The 18,455-nt window shown below is 68.8% G+C and carries 16 protein-coding genes; 10 read left to right on the forward strand and 6 right to left on the reverse strand.

Features of this window, described 5'->3' with window-relative positions:
* Nucleotides 1-4: 4 nt before the first annotated feature.
* Complete coding sequence (tkt, locus tag NS4_RS20595) at nt 5-2,146, reverse strand: transketolase (protein ID WP_063061158.1); 2,142 nt, start codon at nt 2,144-2,146, stop codon at nt 5-7.
* 349 nt (nt 2,147-2,495) lie between these two features.
* On the opposite strand from tkt, the gene NS4_RS20600 reads away from it, so the two are divergent.
* Complete coding sequence (locus NS4_RS20600) at nt 2,496-3,485, forward strand: heme o synthase (RefSeq protein WP_063061159.1); 990 nt, start codon at nt 2,496-2,498, stop codon at nt 3,483-3,485.
* A 371-nt stretch (nt 3,486-3,856) separates the two neighbouring features.
* On the opposite strand, the gene NS4_RS20605 is transcribed toward NS4_RS20600, so the two are convergent.
* On the reverse strand, nt 3,857-4,822 hold the full coding sequence (locus tag NS4_RS20605) for a quinone oxidoreductase family protein (RefSeq protein ID WP_063061160.1): 966 nt from the start codon (nt 4,820-4,822) through the stop codon (nt 3,857-3,859).
* 137 nt (nt 4,823-4,959) lie between these two features.
* Here NS4_RS20605 and NS4_RS20610 point away from each other — a divergent pair, with 137 nt between their 5' ends.
* Both NS4_RS20610 and NS4_RS20615 read left to right on the forward strand, forming a co-directional pair.
* A complete protein-coding gene (locus NS4_RS20610) occupies nt 4,960-5,310 on the forward strand; it encodes a hypothetical protein (RefSeq protein ID WP_063061234.1) in 351 nt (116 codons plus the stop codon).
* A gap of 138 nt (nt 5,311-5,448) precedes the next feature.
* Nucleotides 5,449-6,681 (forward strand): PucR family transcriptional regulator, encoded by a 1,233-nt coding sequence (locus NS4_RS20615; protein ID WP_063061161.1) that lies wholly within the window; start codon nt 5,449-5,451, stop codon nt 6,679-6,681.
* 76 nt (nt 6,682-6,757) lie between these two features.
* Here the strand turns inward: NS4_RS20615 and NS4_RS20620 are convergent, their stop codons facing one another.
* From NS4_RS20620 to mptB, 4 genes are all read right to left on the reverse strand, one after another.
* Nucleotides 6,758-7,732, reverse strand: a complete 975-nt coding sequence (locus NS4_RS20620) for a COX15/CtaA family protein (protein WP_063061235.1) — start codon at nt 7,730-7,732, stop codon at nt 6,758-6,760.
* Nucleotides 7,733-7,797: 65 nt separating this feature from the next.
* The gene (locus NS4_RS20625) at nt 7,798-8,589 is read right to left on the reverse strand and encodes an ABC transporter permease (protein ID WP_063061162.1); all 792 of its coding nucleotides are present in this window, start codon (nt 8,587-8,589) and stop codon (nt 7,798-7,800) included.
* 58 nt (nt 8,590-8,647) lie between these two features.
* Entirely contained in the window at nt 8,648-9,580 is a 933-nt protein-coding gene (locus NS4_RS20630) for an ABC transporter ATP-binding protein (protein WP_063061163.1), read from the reverse strand.
* Nucleotides 9,577-11,298, reverse strand: coding sequence for a polyprenol phosphomannose-dependent alpha 1,6 mannosyltransferase MptB (gene mptB, locus NS4_RS20635; protein ID WP_439955798.1), 1,722 nt, complete (start codon nt 11,296-11,298; stop codon nt 9,577-9,579). The genes NS4_RS20630 and mptB overlap by 4 nt, the downstream gene beginning before the upstream one ends.
* Nucleotides 11,299-11,786: 488 nt before the next feature.
* Between mptB and NS4_RS20640 the strand changes: the two genes are divergently transcribed.
* Genes NS4_RS20640 through NS4_RS20670 form a run of 7 tightly spaced genes read left to right on the forward strand, consistent with a single transcriptional unit; the run spans nt 11,787 to nt 18,215 of the window.
* Nucleotides 11,787-12,641: a helix-turn-helix transcriptional regulator gene (locus tag NS4_RS20640; protein WP_063061164.1), complete on the forward strand. Its 855-nt coding sequence runs from the start codon at nt 11,787-11,789 to the stop codon at nt 12,639-12,641.
* A complete protein-coding gene (gene sufB, locus NS4_RS20645; RefSeq protein WP_063061165.1) occupies nt 12,638-14,074 on the forward strand; it encodes a Fe-S cluster assembly protein SufB in 1,437 nt (478 codons plus the stop codon). The genes NS4_RS20640 and sufB overlap by 4 nt, the downstream gene beginning before the upstream one ends.
* Nucleotides 14,074-15,252 carry a Fe-S cluster assembly protein SufD gene (gene sufD, locus NS4_RS20650; protein ID WP_063061166.1) on the forward strand — a complete coding sequence of 393 codons (1,179 nt, stop codon included), beginning with the start codon at nt 14,074-14,076 and terminating at the stop codon, nt 15,250-15,252. Before sufB ends, sufD begins: the two co-directional genes overlap by 1 nt.
* A gap of 44 nt (nt 15,253-15,296) precedes the next feature.
* Nucleotides 15,297-16,067: a Fe-S cluster assembly ATPase SufC gene (gene sufC / locus NS4_RS20655; RefSeq protein ID WP_063061167.1), complete on the forward strand. Its 771-nt coding sequence runs from the start codon at nt 15,297-15,299 to the stop codon at nt 16,065-16,067.
* A 1-nt stretch (nt 16,068) separates the two neighbouring features.
* Nucleotides 16,069-17,322 carry a cysteine desulfurase gene (locus tag NS4_RS20660; protein WP_063061168.1) on the forward strand — a complete coding sequence of 418 codons (1,254 nt, stop codon included), beginning with the start codon at nt 16,069-16,071 and terminating at the stop codon, nt 17,320-17,322.
* Nucleotides 17,323-17,325: 3 nt separating this feature from the next.
* Nucleotides 17,326-17,829, forward strand: a complete 504-nt coding sequence (gene sufU / locus NS4_RS20665) for a Fe-S cluster assembly sulfur transfer protein SufU (protein WP_063061169.1) — start codon at nt 17,326-17,328, stop codon at nt 17,827-17,829.
* The gene (locus tag NS4_RS20670) at nt 17,826-18,215 is read left to right on the forward strand and encodes a metal-sulfur cluster assembly factor (RefSeq protein ID WP_063061170.1); all 390 of its coding nucleotides are present in this window, start codon (nt 17,826-17,828) and stop codon (nt 18,213-18,215) included. Before sufU ends, NS4_RS20670 begins: the two co-directional genes overlap by 4 nt.
* The last annotated feature ends 240 nt before the right edge of the window (nt 18,216-18,455 follow it).

Consider the following 18,455-nt stretch of genomic DNA (forward strand, 5'->3'; position numbering starts at 1 on the left):
GCCCTTATCCCTTCACATTGTCGAGCGTGCGCTGCGCAGCGGCGACGACGGCCTCCGGCGTGAAGCCGAACTCGCGGAACAGGGTCTTGTAATCGGCCGAGGCGCCGAAATGCTCGATCGATACGATTTCGCCCGCGTCGCCGGTGAACCGGTACCACGGCATCGCGATACCCGCCTCGACGACGACTCGGGCGGCAACCGCCGGGGGCAGCACCTCGTCGCGATACGCCTTGTCCTGCGCGTCGAACCACTCCACGCACGGCATCGAGACCACCCGGGTGCCGATGCCCTGCTCCTCCAGCGTAGTGCGGGCGGCGACGGCGAGCTGGAGCTCGGAGCCGGTACCGATGAGGATCACCTGCGGTACGCCGGTGGAGGCCTCGGCCAGGATGTAGCCGCCCTTGGCGACGCCCTCGAGGCTGGTGCCCTCCAGGACCGGCAGGTCCTGGCGGGTCAGGGCCAGTGCGGCCGGGCCGCGGGTACCGACGGCGTCGCTGGAGACGAACGGTGAATTGTGCTTACCGCTGTGCTTGTCGATCACGGTCCGCCAGGCGTACGCGGTTTCGTTGGCGTCGCCGGGACGCACCACCGACAGGCCCGGGATACCGCGCAGCGCGGCCAGGTGCTCGATGGGCTGGTGGGTCGGGCCGTCCTCGCCGAGACCGATCGAATCGTGGGTCCAGACGTAGGTGACCGGCACCCGCATCAGCGCGGCCAGGCGGACGGCCGGGCGCATGTAATCGCTGAACACCAGGAAGGTGCCGCCGTAGGGGCGGGTGGGGCCGTGCAGGGCGATGCCGTTGAGGATGGAGCCCATGGCGTGCTCGCGGACGCCGAAGTGCAGGGTCCGGCCATAGGGGCTCGCCTTCCACATACCGGTCGAAATGGCCTCGGGGCCGAAGCTGAGCGAATCCGGGATGGTGGTGTTGTTGGATTCGGCGAGGTCGGCCGAACCGCCCCACAGCTCCGGCAGTACCGGGCCCAGGGCGCTCAGCACCTTGGCCGAGGCCTTCCGGGTGGCCAGGCCCTTGGCATCGGGCTCCCAGGTGGGCAGGCCCGCGTCCCAGCCCTCGGGCAGCTGTCCGTTGAACAACCGGTCGAACAGCGCCTTGGCCTCGGGCGCGCGCTGGGCCCAGGCGTCGAACTCGACGGTCCAGTCCGCGTGCGCCTTCGCGCCGCGTTCGGCGGCCTTGCGGGTATGCGCGATGACCTCGTCGGCGACCTGGAAACTCTGCTCGGGATCGAAACCGAGGGCGCGCTTGGTGGCGGCCACTTCGTCGGGCCCGAGCGCGGCGCCGTGCGCGGCACCGGTGTTCATCTTGTTCGGGGCCGGGTAACCGATGATGGTGCGCAGCAGGATCAGCGACGGCCTGCCGATCTCGGCCTTGGCCGCCGCCAGCGCCGCCTCGATCGCGACGACGTCCTCGCCGCCCTCCACCACCTGCACATGCCAGCCGTAGGCGGCGTACCGCGCCGCCACGTCCTCGGTGAAGGCGATGGTGGTGTCGTCCTCGATGGAGATCTTGTTGTCGTCGTAGATCACCACCAGGTTGCCCAGCTGCTGGGTGCCGGCCAGGGAGGAGGCCTCGGAGGTGACGCCCTCTTCCATATCGCCGTCGGAGGCGATCACGTAGATGTGGTGATCGAACGGGCTGGTCCCGGCGTCGGCTTCGGCATCGAACAGGCCACGCTCACGGCGGGCGGCCATGGCCATACCCACCGCCGAGGCCAGGCCCTGGCCCAGCGGGCCCGTGGTGATCTCCACGCCCTTGGTGTGCCGGTACTCCGGGTGGCCGGGGGTCAGCGAACCCCATTTGCGCAGGTTGCGCAGATCGTCGAGTTCCAGGCCGAAACCCGCCAGGTACAGCTGGATGTAGAGGGTCAGGCTGGAATGGCCGCAGGACAGCACGAACCGGTCGCGGCCCACCCATTCGGGATCGGCGGGGTCATGCCGCATGGTCCGTTGGAACAGGGTGTATGCCAGCGGAGCCAGGCTCATGGCGGTACCGGGGTGGCCGTTGCCCGCGGCCTGTACCGCGTCGGCGGCCAGGACCCGGACGGTGTCGACAGCCCTGGTGTCCAGATCCGTCCAGTCCTGCGGAAGGTTCGGCTGGGTGAGGGCGTGGATGTCGTCTGTCACTGACACGACCGTGTTTCTCCTGACATTTCGAGGCGTCGAAACTGGGGGCGGGCTGGGTGGCGAACCGGTACGGCGCGGTGACTGTGGCGCCGCATACACCCCCTACCCTAATTGCGACCGGCCGCCCCCGTGCACGCCCCCCGGCTAGGACCGCGAGCCGGTCGTTCGCCGATGGCCGCGCTGTCCGGCCGTGCCATGGCACACCATGGAACGCGGCGCCCGGCCGAGCACACAGGGGCGACCGGCAAGGGGCACCGTGCGTGGGTCTACCATCGTGTGTAGTAGTAGCCGCGTCGCAGCCGCGCGCTGCTCCTTCCCAAACCGGATGCGGAAGCACAGCGTGCGAGGAGAGATAGTGCGGATCGGTCATGACACGGGGGTCGGCGGCGCCCACGATTCCGCTCCGGCACCCGCGGACCGCGTCCTCGGCAGCGAGAAGCTCGCCCGTGTCACGCGCCGCCCGCTCGCCTATATCGCGCTCACCAAACCGCGCGTCATCGAACTGCTACTGGTGGCCACCATCCCCACCATGCTGTTGGCCGACCGCGGCCAGGTCGATATCCGGCTGATCCTGGCGACCCTGTTCGGCGGTTGGATGGGCGCGGCCAGCGCCAATACGCTCAACTGTGTCGCCGACGCCGATATCGACAAGGTGATGAAGCGGACCGCCGCCCGGCCGCTGGCCCGCGACGCGGTCCCCACTTCGCATGCCTTCGTCTTCGGTGTCGTCCTGGGTATCGGCTCGTTCGCGTGGCTGTGGTGGCAGGCCAATCTGCTCAGCGGTGTGCTGGTCGTCGTGACCATCCTTTTCTACGTCTTCGTCTATACCCTCGGTCTCAAACGGCGTACCTCGCAGAACGTGGTCTGGGGCGGCGCGGCCGGGTGTATGCCCGCGCTCGTCGGCTGGTCGGCGGTCACCGGCACCATCGGCTGGCCCGCCCTTGCGCTGTTCGGGGTGATCTTCTTCTGGACGCCGCCGCACACCTGGGCGCTGGCCATGCGCTACAAGGAGGACTACCGCGCGGCCGGGGTGCCGATGCTGCCGGTGGTCGCCACCGAACAGGCCGTCACCAAGCAGATCGTCGTCTACACCTGGCTGACCGTGCTCACCACGCTGGCACTGGTCCCGGCCACCGGGGTGATCTACACGGCGGTGGCTCTGGTCGCCGGCGCCTGGTTCCTGCTGATGGCCCACCAGCTCTACGCCGGGGTGCGCCGGGGCGAATCGGTCAAACCACTGCGCCTGTTCCTCCAGTCCAACAACTACCTCGCGGTGGTGTTCTGCGGTCTGGCCGTCGATTCGGTACTCGGCTGGACCACGCTGGGCGAGGTCTTCTTCGGCTGAGCCACGGCGCCCGCCCGTCGGAATCCTTCAGCGGCGCGTCGGGGGCGCGATCGCCGGGCGCGACGGGACCGCTGTCGGCCGGGTGACGGTAGCTGATATCCAGCTGGCGGTTCTGCGCGCCGCGCACCATCGCGTCCTCCGCGCCGTCGACCAGTTTGCCGAGCAGTTCCGAGCTGAGGCCGAGTACACGGTCCGGCGCTCCGATCCGTAGGTCGCCGGCGGCCCCGCGTCGCCGTCCAGCGCGGCCGCGAGCTTCCAACCCAGGGAGGGCACGGTAGTGCTGTCGGATGACGAAGCCGTCGAGAGCCTGACGCGCTTCGTCTACCGCGGGCTGACCGGGCGCGACTACTGACCGCGCCCGGCCGGACCGATCAGGGCAGCAGCACGATCGATCCGGTGGTCTTACGGCTCTCCAGATCGCGATGTGCCTGTGCGGCCTCGGCCAGCGGGTAGGTCGCGCCGATCCGGACCGTGAGCGAGCCGTCGGCGACGGCCTCGAAGATATCGCCGGCCCGCCAGTCCAGTTCGGCGCGATCGCGGGTGTAGTGGGCGATATTGGGGCGGGTCACGAACACCGACCCGGCCGCGTTGAGCCGCTGCAGGTCCACCGGTGGCACCGGGCCGCTGGCCGCGCCGAACAGTGCCAGCGTGCCGCGGACCCGTAGCGAGGCCAGGCCGGCGTCGAAGGTGGCCGCGCCCACGCCGTCGTAGACCGCCGCGACACCCTCGCCGCCGGTCAGCTCGCGGACCTGCTCGGCGAGGTCGTCGCCGTAGCGCAGCACCTTCCAGGCGCCGGCGCTGCGCGACAGCGCCTCCTTCTCGTCGGTGGACACCGTGGTGATCACCCGGATGTCGCGTGCCGCGGCCAGTTGGGTGAGCAGCAGCCCGACCCCGCCCGCGCCCGCGTGCACCAGGACCGTCTCGCCCGGTTCGGGGCGGTAGACCGATTCGATCAGATAGTGCGCCGTCATACCCTGCAGTAGAGCCGAGGCCGCCACCGCCGTGTCGACATCGCCGGGTACTGCCACGGCGACCGCCTCGTCCACCACCGTGCGCGGGGCGTAGCTGTTCGGGGCCGCCGCCCAGGCCACCCGGTCGCCGACGGCGAATCGGGTAACCGCGGAACCGATTTCGGCCACCACTCCGGTGCCCTCGGAACCCGGAATATAGGGCACCGGGCGCGGGTAGGTGCCGGTGCGGAAGTAGGTGTCGATGAAATTGACGCCGACGGCGTCGATATCGACCAGTAGCTGTTCGGGTCCGGGCTCCGGATCGGGAACCTCGGCGAGGGTCAGCACTTCCGGACCGCCGTGCCGGTCTACCTGGATCGCGCGCATGGGTCCAGTTCTACACCGGTGCCCGTACACCCAGCGCAGGGGTCCGGCATGGCGGTGCCCGATGTCGCCGTCGTCGCGACCAGGTGGTTCCGACCGGGTCCCGGAGTGCTGTCCTACTCGCCGGTAAACTCCTCGGCATGAGTGCAGATTCCGCCACCGCCACCGTCGCCGCTCCGCGTGAGATCGTCGATTCGGTGCGTAAGTTCGTCGCCGCGCACGGGGGTTCGGCCGAGGCCGTGCCGCAGCCGGTGGGCCGCCGGGGCGTGCGACTCACCCTGGTCGGTTCCGACGGTGTCCTCGGAGATCGGATGGTGGCCGATGCCGCCACCGCGCAGGCCGTGATCGACGCGGTGGACGGGCTCACCGCCGCCGAGGGCTGGGAACGTGACCTGGTGGCCCGGACCACACCGCGTACCGGACACTGGGCGAAGATGGCCGGCTGGGTCGCCGGTCAGACCCGATTCCCGAAGGCTCGCAACGAGAATTGACGCCTGTGGGTGCTCACAGGTGGCCCGCCCGGGCCGCAGGTAGCTCGAACAGTTTCCCGGCCAAAAACTACTGACGAGTAACCGGTTCGCGCTACCGTTAGTGCCTCGAGCGTCAGCCCCGGGGTAGAAGGAGCCGATATGACGGTCAGCAGTCCGACCCGTTCCAGACTCACGGTGTCCGGCCGTCCGATCTCGAACCACCTGCGGGACGTATCGTCCCTGTCGCGTCAGATGGTCGGTCATTTCGTCGAGCACGTGGCACCGTGCGGGACGCTCCCGGGTGACGCGCTCCAGGGTGATGTCACGGCGGTGACCCGGCTCTGCCTGGAACTCACGGTGAGTCGGCTCGACGGCCGCGAGCTGCCGGAGAAGATCGAGCAGGTGCGGGAAGCCGCCGCCGAATGGGCGCGCGAGGGTATCCCGATCGACACCATCAACCACGCCATCCACGAGGGTTTCAAACTCGGTTTCGACCGCATCATGGCCACCGCGGGACCGGCGGATTCGGCGAACCTGGTCGCCACCGCGCGCCGGATGCTGGAGATCCTGGACACGATCACCTCGGAGGTGGCGCTGGCCTATGTCGGCGAATACCGGGGAGTGGTCTCCGAACACCACACCGCGGTGCACACGCTGACCTCGGCGCTGCTCGGCGGGCACAGTACCGCCACCATGGCCCGGGAATGCGGGATCGAGATCGCGCAGGCGTATCAGGTGCTGGCGCTGGCGGTGGCGCCGCACCCGGACGAATCCGCACCGCAGGTCGACGGCCGGATCGTCGCGCGGCGCAAACTGCGCCGGATCCAGGCCGAACTCGCCCGCAGTTGCGGGGAGAAGGCGCTGTCGCTGCTCAGCATCGACGGTGGCACGGTGTTGTTGCCCGCGGACGCTTTCCCGGAGGACACCTTGGACGAGTTGATCGCGCGCCTCGCGCAGGCGGCGCAGGTGCCCGTCACGGGCACCGTGGTCACCGCGGCCACCGCCGAGATCCCCGATGCCACCGACCGTGCCCACGAACTCCTCGACACCGTGCAGCGCATCACCGACGGCGGCGGCCTGCACCGGTTCACCGATCTGGCCCTGGAATTCCAGATCACCCGGCCCGGTCCGGCCCGCGAGCATTTGAGCGCCATACTGGACCCGCTCGACGAACATCCCGAACTACTGGAAACGCTGCGCCAGCACATCGCCAACAACTTCAATCGCCAGCGCACCGCCCGGCTGATGCATATGCACACCAATACACTGGACTACCGGCTCAAACGAGTCCGGATGCTCACCGGGTTCGATCCCGCGATCCCCACCGGGCTGTGGTATCTGACCTCGGCGCTGGTCGCGCGCAGCTACCAGAACGGGCCGAACGCGACCTGAGGCGGGCCGGCGGCGCCGCTGGTCCGCGGAGGTGTCACGAGGCGAGTGGTCCGGCCGGCCATCCGGCACGGTCGCCTCAGGCCGGCTGGGTGCTCGATTCCACGACCGGGGCGGGCAGGCGTTCCCGGGTACGCAGGGACGCCCACAGCGCCGCGGTCGCGGCGGTGCACAGGGCCGCGCCGCCGACATGGATCGCGACCAGCGCCGCCGGGACATCGGTGAAGTACTGGACGATTCCGATCAGCGACTGCGCGAGTACCAGCCCGAGCAGGACGAACAGGCGGTCCCGTACCGGTTTGGTGATACCGGTCGCGAAGAGTCCGAAGGCGAGTCCCACCAGGAGGGCGAGGTAGCCGACCAGCAGCTGCGAATGCAGATGCACCAGCGTCACGATTTCCACCTCGAGCCGGGCCACCGGCCGATCGATGCTCTTGTCGCCCGCATGGGGACCTGCGGCGGTCACCAGCGTGCCCGCGACGAGGACCCCGGCCAGCGCGACTCCGCTCAGCGCGGTCAGCCACCGTAGTGGCGCGGGCGCGCGGACTGTGTCGACACCGTCGTCGGGGGAGGCGACCTTCGCGTACATCACCGCGGCCACCCACACCATGAGCATCGACGCCAGCAGATGCAGCGCGACGGTCCACCAGAGCAGACCGGACAGCACCGTGATACCGCCGATGCCCGCCTGCAGTACAGTGCCGGCGGGCATCAGCCAGGCATAGATCAGCACTTCGCGCCGCCGCCGGGCGCGGGTGACGGCCAAGACTATGAGCGCCGCGCACAGCGTCACCACGAAGGTGAGCATGCGGTTGCCGAACTCCACAGCTTGATGGAGCACGGCCACTTCGGAGACCCCGATCGGGGTGAAACTGCCCGGGAAGCACTGTGGCCAGGTTGGGCAGCCCAGACCGGACGCGGTGACGCGGACGATGGCGCCGGTCACGGCGATGCCGGCCTGGGAGGCGATCACCGCCAGCGCGATCAGCAGCTGGGTGCGCCGCGAGGGTAGCGGCAGCCGGTCGACGAGTCGCAGAAATGCGCGATACAGCACGTCCCGATGGTAGCGGGCGGACACCGCCGGTCGGCACCCGGACTACTACAACGTGTCGTGGAAGATCATTCGAAGCGGAACCAGCGGGCCGCCAGCAGACCCGCGCCGGTACCCCAGACGATCAGCGCGCCCACTCCCAGCCAGTCGACGCCGCCGCTCAGCGCATGTTCCAGCGCGACCGCGAGCGCACCCGAGGGGACCAATCGCACCAGGGTGTGGACCGCGGTGGGTAGTTCGTCGGAGGCGAAGACCACGCTGGCGATACCGAGCATGACGAACCAGAGGATATTCGCCAGCGCCAACACCACTTCGGCTTTGAGCGTGCCGCCGAGCAGCAGGCCCATCGCCGCGAATGTGGCGGTGCCCAGCGCGATCAGCACCGCGCCCAGCAGCAGTCCCAGCGGTGTCGGCCGCCAGCCCAGTGCCACCCCGATCAGGCCCAGCAGCACTGCCTGCAGAATAACCACCAGCAGGACTGCCCCGCTCTTACCCGCGATGATCCCCCAGCGCGGCAGGGGAGTGGCACCCAGTCGCTTGAGCGCGCCGTAGCGGCGGTCGAAACCGATGGCGATGGCCTGACCGGTGAACGCGGTCGACATCACCGCGACCATCATGACGGCGGGCACGATCTTGTCGATCTTGTCCGGCCCCATATCGCCGAAGGGCAGCAGCGCCAGGCCGATCAGCAGGGTCACCGGAATGAACATGGTGAGCAGGAGTTGTTCGCCGTTGCGCAGGAGCAGCACCAGATCGAGCCGGGTCTGCGCGAGCAACATGGCCGCCCGCGGCGCGGGCCGGGGCGCGGGCGCGAAAGTACCCGGCTCGAACCGGTTGGCCGTCGGCTCCGGCTTGGTCACAAGGCCTCCCTCGAAGCCGATGGATGCACAGCGTTGGCGGAGGTATCGCGGTATCGCCTCATGCGCGCAGATCCCGTCCGGTCAGTTCCAGGAACACGTCCTCGAGCCGGCGCTGATCGATCCGGATATCGGTCGCGAGCACGTTCACCCGGGCACACCAGGCGGTCACCGTGGCCAGCACCTGCGGGTTGATCTCGCCCTCCACCAGATACGAGCCGGGGCTGGTCTCCTTCGGGGCGAAACCCTCCGGCAGCGCCGATTGCAGCAGATCCAGGTCCAGATGCGGTGGCGCGGCGAAACGCAGCTGCCCGGCCGCCCCGTGCGCGGTGACCTCGGCCGGCGTGCCGGAGGCGACGATGCGCCCGTGGTCGATGATCACCAGATGATCGGCCAGTTCCTCGGCCTCGTCCATGAGATGGGTGGTGAGCAGGACGCTGACCCCGTCGCGCCGCAGCGCGTCGATCAATTCCCACACCAGGATCCGGGCCTGTGCGTCCATCCCCGCGGTGGGTTCGTCGAGGAAGACGATCTCCGGGCGGCCGACCAGTGCGCACGCCAGCGACAGCCGCTGCTGCTGGCCACCGGAGAGCCGCCGATAGGGGGTGCGGCGGTGATCGGCCAGACCCAGCACACCGAGCAGCCAGCCCGGGTCCAGCGGGTGCGCCGAATAGGAGGCGACCAGATCCAGCATTTCCCCGGCGCGCGCGCCCGGATAGGCGCCGCCGCCCTGCAGCATCACCCCGATCCGCGGGCGCAGTCGCTCGGAATCGGCGATCGGGTCCAGGCCCAGGACCCGCACCCGCCCCGAATCCGGGCGGACGAAGCCCTCGCACATCTCCACCGTGGTGGTCTTACCGGCGCCGTTCGGACCGAGCAGGGCGAAAACCTGTGCGGGTTCGATGGTGAAACCGATACCGTCCACCGCGATCGTCTCGCCGTAGCGTTTGGCGACGTGGTCCACCTGTACGGCGGGCACCCGGGAAGCGGTCACGAGGTCCCACCGTAGGCCCCGGCCGGCTGTGACGGGGCCGACACCCCCTGCTGTGCCCGCCAGGGCAGGGAGTTCCGGGTGACCACGATGAACAGCAGCGACACGATCACGGTGGCCACCGCCGACCCGACGATCTGGAACACCTCGAGGTCGGCGCCGCGCGGCATGAGGATCACACTGACCACCGCGGAGATGCCGATCGCCGGGCCGCGGAATGCGGGCCGGGTGGCCCAGGCCGCCATCGGCACGATGGCCCACAGCAGATACCAGGGCTGGACGACCGGGAACAGCAGTACGATCGCGCCCAGCGATACCCCGAGCGCCCCCACCGGATGCAGGCGTCCGGTCCAGGTGGCGACGAGCATCCGCACGGTGATGAAACCCGCCACCACGGCGGCGATGGGCCGGGTGATGCTGAGCAACGCGGTGGTGTGGTCGCCGAGGCCGAGCAGGACGCCGCCGAAACCGGTGACGATGCCCAGCGCGGTGGGCAGCGACATCCAGCTGCGCACCGCGTTCGCCGTGTTCAAGGTGTAGAGCCAGCCGAAGCCGAGACCGCTGACCGTGCTGATCACCACGGTCACCACCACCGCGATCAGGCCCAGCAACCCGGCCGCGGCCAGGACCGGCCGCAGCCCCGGCCCCCAGCGGCGGGCCAAGGCCATCCCCGCGAAGCCCAGCGCGATGATCGAGGTGACCTTCACCGAGGACGACAGGCTGATGACGACCGCGCCACCCACCAGCAGTGTCCAGCCGCGACCGTCCAACGGGGGCGGCCCACCGTCGCCGGGGATTCCGTGGATCGCGCGCAGCATGAACTCCAGGCCCGCGAGCATCAGACCGAGCATCAGCGCGTCGTTGTGCACCCCGCCGACCAGGTGGAACAGCACCAGCGGATTCGCCACACCCAGCCACAGCGCGCTCACCGGCGCGACCCCGCAGCGCACGGACAAACGCGGCAGTGCCCAGACGATCAGCGCCACCCCGGCCAGCGCCAGCAGCCGATGCACCCACACCCCGGCCAGAATGTTCTCCCCGGTGAGCTCGGCGATCCCGTGGCCTATCCACAAGAACAGCGGTCCGTAGGGTGCGGGTGTCTCGCGCCAGATATTGGGAACATTGTTGGTGAGCACATTGTCGATACCGAGCCCGGCGACGGGCCCCTCCTGGTACGGGTCGATCCCGCGGGCGGCGATCTCGCTCTGCGCCAAATAGGAGTAGACGTCGTTGCTGAACATCGGCGGCGCCACACACAGCGGGATGATCCACAGCAGCAGTGTCCGGTCGAACTGGCGCCGGGTGAGCCGGTGCCGCGGCGAACCGCCGATCCCGCCGACGGCGAACCGCCCCAGCAGCAGCCACGCCAGCACCACGGTCACCGTGCCAACCATGCACATGGCCAGTGATCCGGTGTGCGCCCGCGCGAAGATGCCCAGGACCCGCATGCCCGAGGTCGGATTCTGATGCACCGGCTGCGCGCCGATACCGAGGGCGCTGATCGCCATGAGCACGGTGCCGGTGGCACCCATCAGCCGGATCCGGTCCAGTTGCGCTCGCTCCCGGCGGTCGAGCCCCGGGACCTCGGATTCGTCGCGGTGCAGAATCGCGATGGTGTGATCCGAGGGCGGGACATCGAGTCCGAGGGCGCGCCGCACCAGTTTCAGTGCGCGCTGCCCGCGCGACGCCACTGCGCCCGGGGCGCCTGCCTGTCCTGCCACGGTCACCGAGACTAGTTCGCCGGGGGCGCCGCCGGTGTCCGGGCCGCGGCATCGCGTGCGGTCGGGGTCGTGGGCCGGACGCGCGCCGACGGGTTGGCGCCGCACCGCTTCCGAGCCGGACATCTCCTGGCTACCGTGGATCTACAGTGCCCGGCGCGCGGTGTACCACGTCGATGGATGCGCGAACGGCTCGCTGCACGCGCTCCGCAGGGCCCGGCGGCTCGTCCGGGTGCGGTGGAGTGCGGGGCGCGGGCGCAGCCGGGCAGCAAATTCTCCGGCTCCCCATCGCGTGATCCGCTCTGTCCTCCGGCGCAGTGAAGCACATCACTGCGCTCATCCGGCGGAGAAGTCGTGCGTGGCTGTTTCTCTCCCGAACAGGCGATTTCGGCGATTCCGGCCGGACCGCGTCGGATCGGGCGACCCGCCTGCTCAGGGCACCCTTATTAGATTTCGGGAACGAATTCCGCCACACTGATGTTGTGAAAACTATGGGTTTGCCGAATGTGGACGAAAGGGCTGGTCACCGGGCCGGTACCGGGTCCGTCGGCGTGCCCGCGACCGGTGGCGAGGGCCATACGCGCGCCGCCATCGTCCGGCTGCTGCTGGAGGAGGGGCCGATCACCGCGACCGCGATCGGCAGTGCGCTGGGCCTGGCCCCCGCCGGAGTGCGCCGGCATCTGGACGCGCTCATCGAATCGGGTCAGGCACGCGCCGGGCGGTCGGCGCCCTGGCAGCAGAAGGGTCGCGGCCGGCCGGCCAAGCAGTACCAGCTCACCGCTGCCGGGCGCGGCATGCTCGGGCACGCCTACGACGATCTCGCGGGTGCGGCCATCCGGCAGCTGCGCGAAATCGGCGGCGAGGCGGCGGTCACCGAATTCGCCCGCCAACGCGCCCGCACCCTGGTCGACGGGATCGAACCGATCCCCGCACACGATGTGGAGACGCCGGCGGCCGAAGATGACGCACCCGGCGACACCGCGCGGTCGGGTACGGCGGCCAAGGCGGAGGAGATCGCCACGGCGCTCTCGGACGCGGGGTTCGCCGCGAGTACCCGCCGGGTGGGAGCGGGCGTACAGATCTGCCAGCACCACTGCCCGGTCTCCCATGTGGCCGAGGAATTCCCCGAACTGTGCGAGGCCGAACTCGAGGCCTTCCGGGAAGTTCTCGGTACCCATGTGCAGCGTCTGGCCACCATCGCCAACGGTGACTGCGCCTGCACCACCCATGTACCACTGACGGTGCTGCCGACCGCGGCCGCCGATCGACCCACGAACGCTTCACCTTCAACCGTTGCGCAGCCCGCAACGGACGCACCGAACGACTCCGGAAGGAGCGCCGAATGACGACCACCACCGACCAGGTGCCACCGCTCACCCAGGAGGAGGCCATTGCCTCACTGGGTAAATACGGTTACGGCTGGGCCGACTCGGATGTGGCGGGAGCCAGCGCGCAGCGTGGTCTGTCCGAGGAGGTCGTTCGCGATATCTCGGCCAAGAAGGACGAGCCGGCCTGGATGCTGGAGAACCGGCTCAAGGCACTGCGCATCTTCGACCGCAAGCCCATGCCGAACTGGGGCTCCAACCTCGACGGTATCGACTTCGACAACATCAAGTACTTCGTGCGCTCGACCGAGAAGCAGGCCGAGAGCTGGGAAGATCTGCCCGAGGACATCCGTAACACCTACGACAAGCTGGGTATCCCCGAGGCGGAGAAGCAGCGGCTGGTCTCCGGTGTCGCCGCCCAGTACGAGAGCGAAGTCGTCTACCACCAGATCCGCGAGGATCTGGAGCAGCAGGGCGTCATCTTCCTCGACACCGATACGGCGTTGAAGGAGCACCCGGAGATCTTCCGCGAGTACTTCGGCACGGTCATCCCGGCCGGGGACAACAAATTCTCCGCGCTGAACACCGCGGTGTGGTCGGGTGGCTCCTTCATCTACGTGCCGCCCGGTGTGCACGTCGACATCCCGCTGCAGGCCTACTTCCGGATCAACACCGAGAACATGGGCCAGTTCGAGCGGACCCTGATCATCGTCGACGAGGGCGCCTACGTGCACTACGTCGAGGGCTGCACCGCGCCGATCTACAAATCGGATTCACTGCACTCGGCGGTCGTCGAGATCATCGTGAAGAAGGGCGGCCGCTGCCGCTACACGACCATCCAGAACTGGTCGAACAACGTCTACAACCTGGTCACCAAGCGGGCCAAGGCCGAAGCGGGCGCCACCATGGAGTGGATCGACGGCAATATCGGCTCCAAGGTCACCATGAAGTACCCGGCCGTGTGGATGACCGGTGAGCACGCCAAGGGCGAGGTGCTCTCCGTCGCTTTCGCCGGTGAGGGCCAGCACCAGGACACCGGCGCCAAGATGGTGCACCTGGCCCCGCACACCTCCTCGACCATCGTGTCGAAGTCGGTGGCCCGGGGCGGCGGTCGCGCGTCCTACCGCGGGCTGGTGCAGGTCAACAAGGGTGCCCACGGATCCAAGTCGACCGTGAAATGCGATGCGCTGCTGGTCGACACCATCAGCCGCTCCGATACCTACCCCTATGTCGACATCCGCGAGGACGACGTGACCATGGGCCACGAGGCGACGGTCTCCAAGGTGTCGGAGGATCAGCTGTTCTACCTCATGAGTCGTGGGATGACCGAGGACGAGGCGATGGCCATGGTGGTGCGCGGCTTCGTCGAGCCCATCGCCAAGGAACTCCCGATGGAGTACGCGCTGGAACTCAACCGCCTGATCGAACTGCAGATGGAAGGAGCCGTCGGCTGATGGCATTGGACAACGTTGCCGAGGCCGCCGAGGCTCGTACTCCGGCGATCAACAAGGGGGAGGTGTTCACGTCCTTCGACGTGAACGCCTTCGAGATCCCCTCCGGTAAGGACGAGGCGTGGCGGTTCACCCCGCTGCGCCGCCTGCGGGGCCTGCACAACGGCACCGCGACCGCCGACGGGCGGGCCGAGGTCGAGGTCGGGCAGGTCGCCGGGGTCACCGTGGAAACGGTGGGCCGCGACGATGCCCGGCTCGGACAGGGCGGCACCCCGTCCGATCGGGTCGCCGCGCAGGCGTACTCCGGTTTCGAGCAGGCGACGATCGTCTCGGTGGGCAAGGAGACCGAGATCCCCGAAACCGTCGTGGTACGGATCACCGGACCGGGCGAGGGAAAGACCGCCTACGGTCATCTGCAGGTACGGCTGGCGGAATTCGCCGTCGCCACCGTGGTGATCGACCAGCGGGGCAGCGGAACCTACGCCGAGAACGTCGAATTCGTGCTCGGCGACAGCGCCAAGCTGACGGTGGTGGCGGTCCAGGACTGGGCCGACGACGTCGTACACGCCACCGCGCACCACGCGCTGGTGGGGCGCGACGCGGTACTGCGGCACACCGCGGTCACCCTCGGCGGCGACCTGGTCCGGCTCACCGGCAATGTCCGCTACGCGGGCCCCGGCGGTGACGCCGAATTGCTCGGTCTCTACTTCGCCGACGCCGGCCAGCATTTCGAACAGCGCCTGCTGGTCGACCACGCGGTGCCGCACTGCAAATCGAACGTGCTGTACAAGGGCGCGCTGCAGGGCGATCCCCATTCGCCGAAGGGCGATGCCCGCACGGTCTGGGTCGGCGATGTGCTGATCCGGGCCGCGGCCGAGGGCACCGATACGTTCGAGATCAACCGCAACCTGGTGCTCACCGACGGCGCCCGTGCCGATTCGGTGCCGAACCTGGAGATCGAGACCGGTGAGATCGTCGGCGCGGGCCACGCCTCGGCGACCGGCCGGTTCGACGACGAGCAGCTGTTCTATCTGCGCGCCCGCGGTATCCCGGAAGACGCCGCCCGCCGCCTGGTGGTGCGCGGGTTCTTCCACGAGATCATCCAGAAGATCGGAGTCGGTGAGGTCGCCGAGCGGCTCGAGGCGGCCATCGAAGCCGAACTCGCCGCGATCGGCGCCTGACCGACCACCCGGACTCCCAGACCACCGAAGGAATTCGACACCCTATGACCACCCTGGAAATCAAGGACCTGCACGCCGAGGTCGCCACCCCCGACGGGGACACCGTCAAGATTCTCAACGGTGTGAACCTCACCGTGAAATCCGGCGAGACGCACGCCATCATGGGCCCCAACGGCTCCGGTAAGTCGACGCTGTCCTATGCCATCGCCGGGCATCCCAAGTACACCGTCACTTCGGGGTCGATCACCCTCGACGGTGAGGACGTGCTGGAGATGTCGGTGGACGAGCGGGCGCGGGCCGGACTGTTCCTGGCCATGCAGTATCCGGTGGAGGTCCCCGGCGTCTCGATGTCGAACTTCCTGCGTACGGCGGCGACCGCGGTCCGCGGTGAGGCGCCGAAGCTGCGGCACTGGGTCAAGGAGGTGAAGGAGTCGATGAACGAACTCGATATCGACGCCGCCTTCGCCGACCGCAGCGTGAACGAGGGCTTCTCCGGTGGTGAGAAGAAGCGGCACGAGATCCTGCAGCTGGGTCTGCTCAAGCCGAAGATCGCCATCCTCGACGAAACCGACTCCGGCCTGGACGTGGACGCGCTGCGGATCGTCTCCGAGGGTGTGAACCGCTACAAGGAGCGGGAGAACGGCGGAGTCCTGCTGATCACCCACTACACCCGGATCCTGCGCTATATCCAGCCGCAGTTCGTGCACGTCTTCGTGGGCGGCCGCATCGTCGCCGAGGGCGGCCCGGAACTCGCCGAGGAACTCGACGCCAACGGCTACGTGAAATTCACCCAGACAGCCGGAGCCGGAGCCTGAGATGACCGCGACCCTTCCCGCCTTCGACGTCGCCCGGATCCGGGCCGACTTCCCGATCCTGAACCGTACGGTCCGGGACGGGAAGCCGCTGGTGTACCTGGATTCCGGGGCTACCGCGCAGCGGCCGCTGGCGGTACTGGACGCCGAACGTGACTTCCTGCTGGCGAGCAATTCCGCCGTCCACCGCGGCGCCCATCAGCTGTCGGAGGAGGCCACCGACGCCTACGAGGACGCCCGGGCGCAGATCGCCCGCTTCGTCGGTGCCGTCGCCGAGGAGATCGTGTTCACCAAGAACGCGACCGAATCGCTCAATCTGGTGACCTACGCGTTCTCCGACGACCGGTTCCCGTACCACGTGGGCCCGGGCGACGAGATCGTGATCACCGAACTGGAGCATCACGCGAATCTGGTGCCCTGGCAGGAACTCGCCCGCCGTACCGGCGCCACCCTGCGCTGGTACGGCGTGACCGACGACGGTCGCATCGACCTCGACTCGCTCGGACTGTCGCCGGCCACCAAGGTCGTGGCCTTCAGCCACCAGTCCAATGTCACCGGTGCGGTGGCGCCGGTCGCCGAGTTGGTGCGCCGGGCCCGGGCCGTGGGCGCGCTGGTGGTGCTCGACGCCTGCCAGTCGGTACCGCACGCACCGGTCGACTTCCGCGCCCTGGACGTCGACTTCGCGGCCTTCTCCGGGCACAAGATGCTCGGTCCGTCCGGCGTCGGTGTGCTGTACGGGAAACGAGCGCTGCTCGAGGAGACCCCGCCCTTCATCACCGGCGGTTCCATGATCGAGACCGTCACCATGGAGCAGACCACCTACGCGCCGCCGCCACAGCGTTTCGAGGCCGGCGTCCCGATGACCTCGCAGGTGATCGGGCTGGGCGCCGCCGTGCGCTATCTCGAGGAGATCGGGATGGACGCGGTGGCCGCGCACGAGCACACCCTCGTCGACGCCGCGCTCGCCGAGCTGGGCGCCGTACCGGGTGTGCGGATCATCGGCCCGACCGAGAACGTCGACCGCGGTGGCGCGGTCGCCTTCGTCGCGGAAGGGATCCACGCCCACGACCTGGGTCAGATTCTCGACGACGAGGGCGTGGCGATCCGGGTGGGTCACCACTGCGCCTGGCCACTGCACCGGCGTTTCGGTGTCGCCGCGACCGCCCGCGCCTCGTTCGCGTTGTACAACACCGTGGACGAGGTGGACAAGATGGTCGCCGCGGTGCGGAAGGCCCAGAGCTTCTTCGGGGTTGCCTAGAACATGCGCATGGAGCAGATGTACCAGGAAGTGATCCTGGATCACTACAAGCATCCGCACAACCGCGGCCTGCGGGAACCGTTCGGCGCCGAGGTGCACCACGTCAACCCCACCTGCGGTGACGAGGTGACGCTGCGGGTGCGGCTCGGGGACAACGGCGAGGTCGAGGATGTGTCCTACGACGGCCAGGGCTGCTCGATCAGCCAGGCCTCGGTATCGGTGCTGACCGATCAGGTGATCGGGTTGCCGGTGGTGGAGGCGCTGGGTGTGGTCGACTCGTTCAACGAGATGATCGGCAGCCGGGGTACCGTCGAGGGCGATGAAGACATCATCGGCGACGGAATCGCTTTCGCCGGTGTCGCCAAGTACCCGGCTCGGGTGAAATGCGCGCTGCTGGGCTGGATGGCGTTCAAGGACGCGGTGCTGCGGGTCGACGGCGCGGCCGATGCCGCCCCGGGGCCCGGTGCGTCCGCTACCGACCGATCACGGAACGGGGAAACAGCATGACCGATACTTCTGCCACCGAGGCCACCACGCCGGAGCCGGCGGCCGGCCCCGAAGCCGATCTCTCGGCCGAGGATCTGGCGCAGCTCGCCGACCTCGAGGAGGCCATGCGCGATGTGGTCGATCCCGAACTGGGCATCAACGTAGTGGATCTGGGTCTGGTCTACGGAATGCGTGTCGAGGAGACCACGGCGGTGCTGGACATGACGCTGACCTCCGCCGCCTGCCCGCTCACCGATGTGATCGAGGATCAGTCCCGTAACGCCCTGGTGCGCAGCGGACTGGTCGACGATCTGAAGATCAACTGGGTCTGGATGCCGCCGTGGGGCCCCGACAAGATCACCGAGGACGGCCGGGAACAGTTGCGGGCGCTCGGCTTCACGGTCTGAGGCCCGCGCACCGAAGACCACGCGCACGACGCGACGGCGACCGACAAGGTCGCCGTCGCGTTCTGGTCTGTACCCGAATTGGTTTCGGGCAGTAGGCCCGGACGCGGGTCGCCGGTACGGACCGATCGGCCGTTGCGCGGCCCCGGTCGCATTTCGCCCGGTAATGCCAGGGCTTTACTGGAATACGGCTATTCCACGTCTCCGGGGTGATCCTCGCGCCGCCGGCCGGGAAGCGCATTG

Origin of the sequence: Nocardia sienata NBRC 100364 (assembly GCF_001613205.1) — a bacterium.
Taxonomy (GTDB): domain Bacteria; phylum Actinomycetota; class Actinomycetes; order Mycobacteriales; family Mycobacteriaceae; genus Nocardia; species Nocardia sienata.

Bases quoted from the DNA above. Each gene is read 5' to 3' on its own strand.
- NS4_RS20605 (WP_063061160.1), bottom strand. From the start codon at position 4,822: ATGCGCGCGATCCAGGTAGACCGGCACGGCGGTCCGGAAGTGCTGACC.
- NS4_RS20610 (WP_063061234.1), top strand. From the start codon at position 4,960: ATGAGTGCAGATTCCGCCACCGCCACCGTCGCCGCTCCGCGTGAGATC.
- NS4_RS20660 (WP_063061168.1), top strand. From the start codon at position 16,069: ATGACCGCGACCCTTCCCGCCTTCGACGTCGCCCGGATCCGGGCCGAC.
- sufC (WP_063061167.1), top strand. From the start codon at position 15,297: ATGACCACCCTGGAAATCAAGGACCTGCACGCCGAGGTCGCCACCCCC.
- sufD (WP_063061166.1), top strand. From the start codon at position 14,074: ATGGCATTGGACAACGTTGCCGAGGCCGCCGAGGCTCGTACTCCGGCG.
- NS4_RS20615 (WP_063061161.1), top strand. From the start codon at position 5,449: ATGACGGTCAGCAGTCCGACCCGTTCCAGACTCACGGTGTCCGGCCGT.
- sufB (WP_063061165.1), top strand. From the start codon at position 12,638: ATGACGACCACCACCGACCAGGTGCCACCGCTCACCCAGGAGGAGGCC.
- NS4_RS20640 (WP_063061164.1), top strand. From the start codon at position 11,787: ATGGGTTTGCCGAATGTGGACGAAAGGGCTGGTCACCGGGCCGGTACC.
- NS4_RS20670 (WP_063061170.1), top strand. From the start codon at position 17,826: ATGACCGATACTTCTGCCACCGAGGCCACCACGCCGGAGCCGGCGGCC.
- sufU (WP_063061169.1), top strand. From the start codon at position 17,326: ATGCGCATGGAGCAGATGTACCAGGAAGTGATCCTGGATCACTACAAG.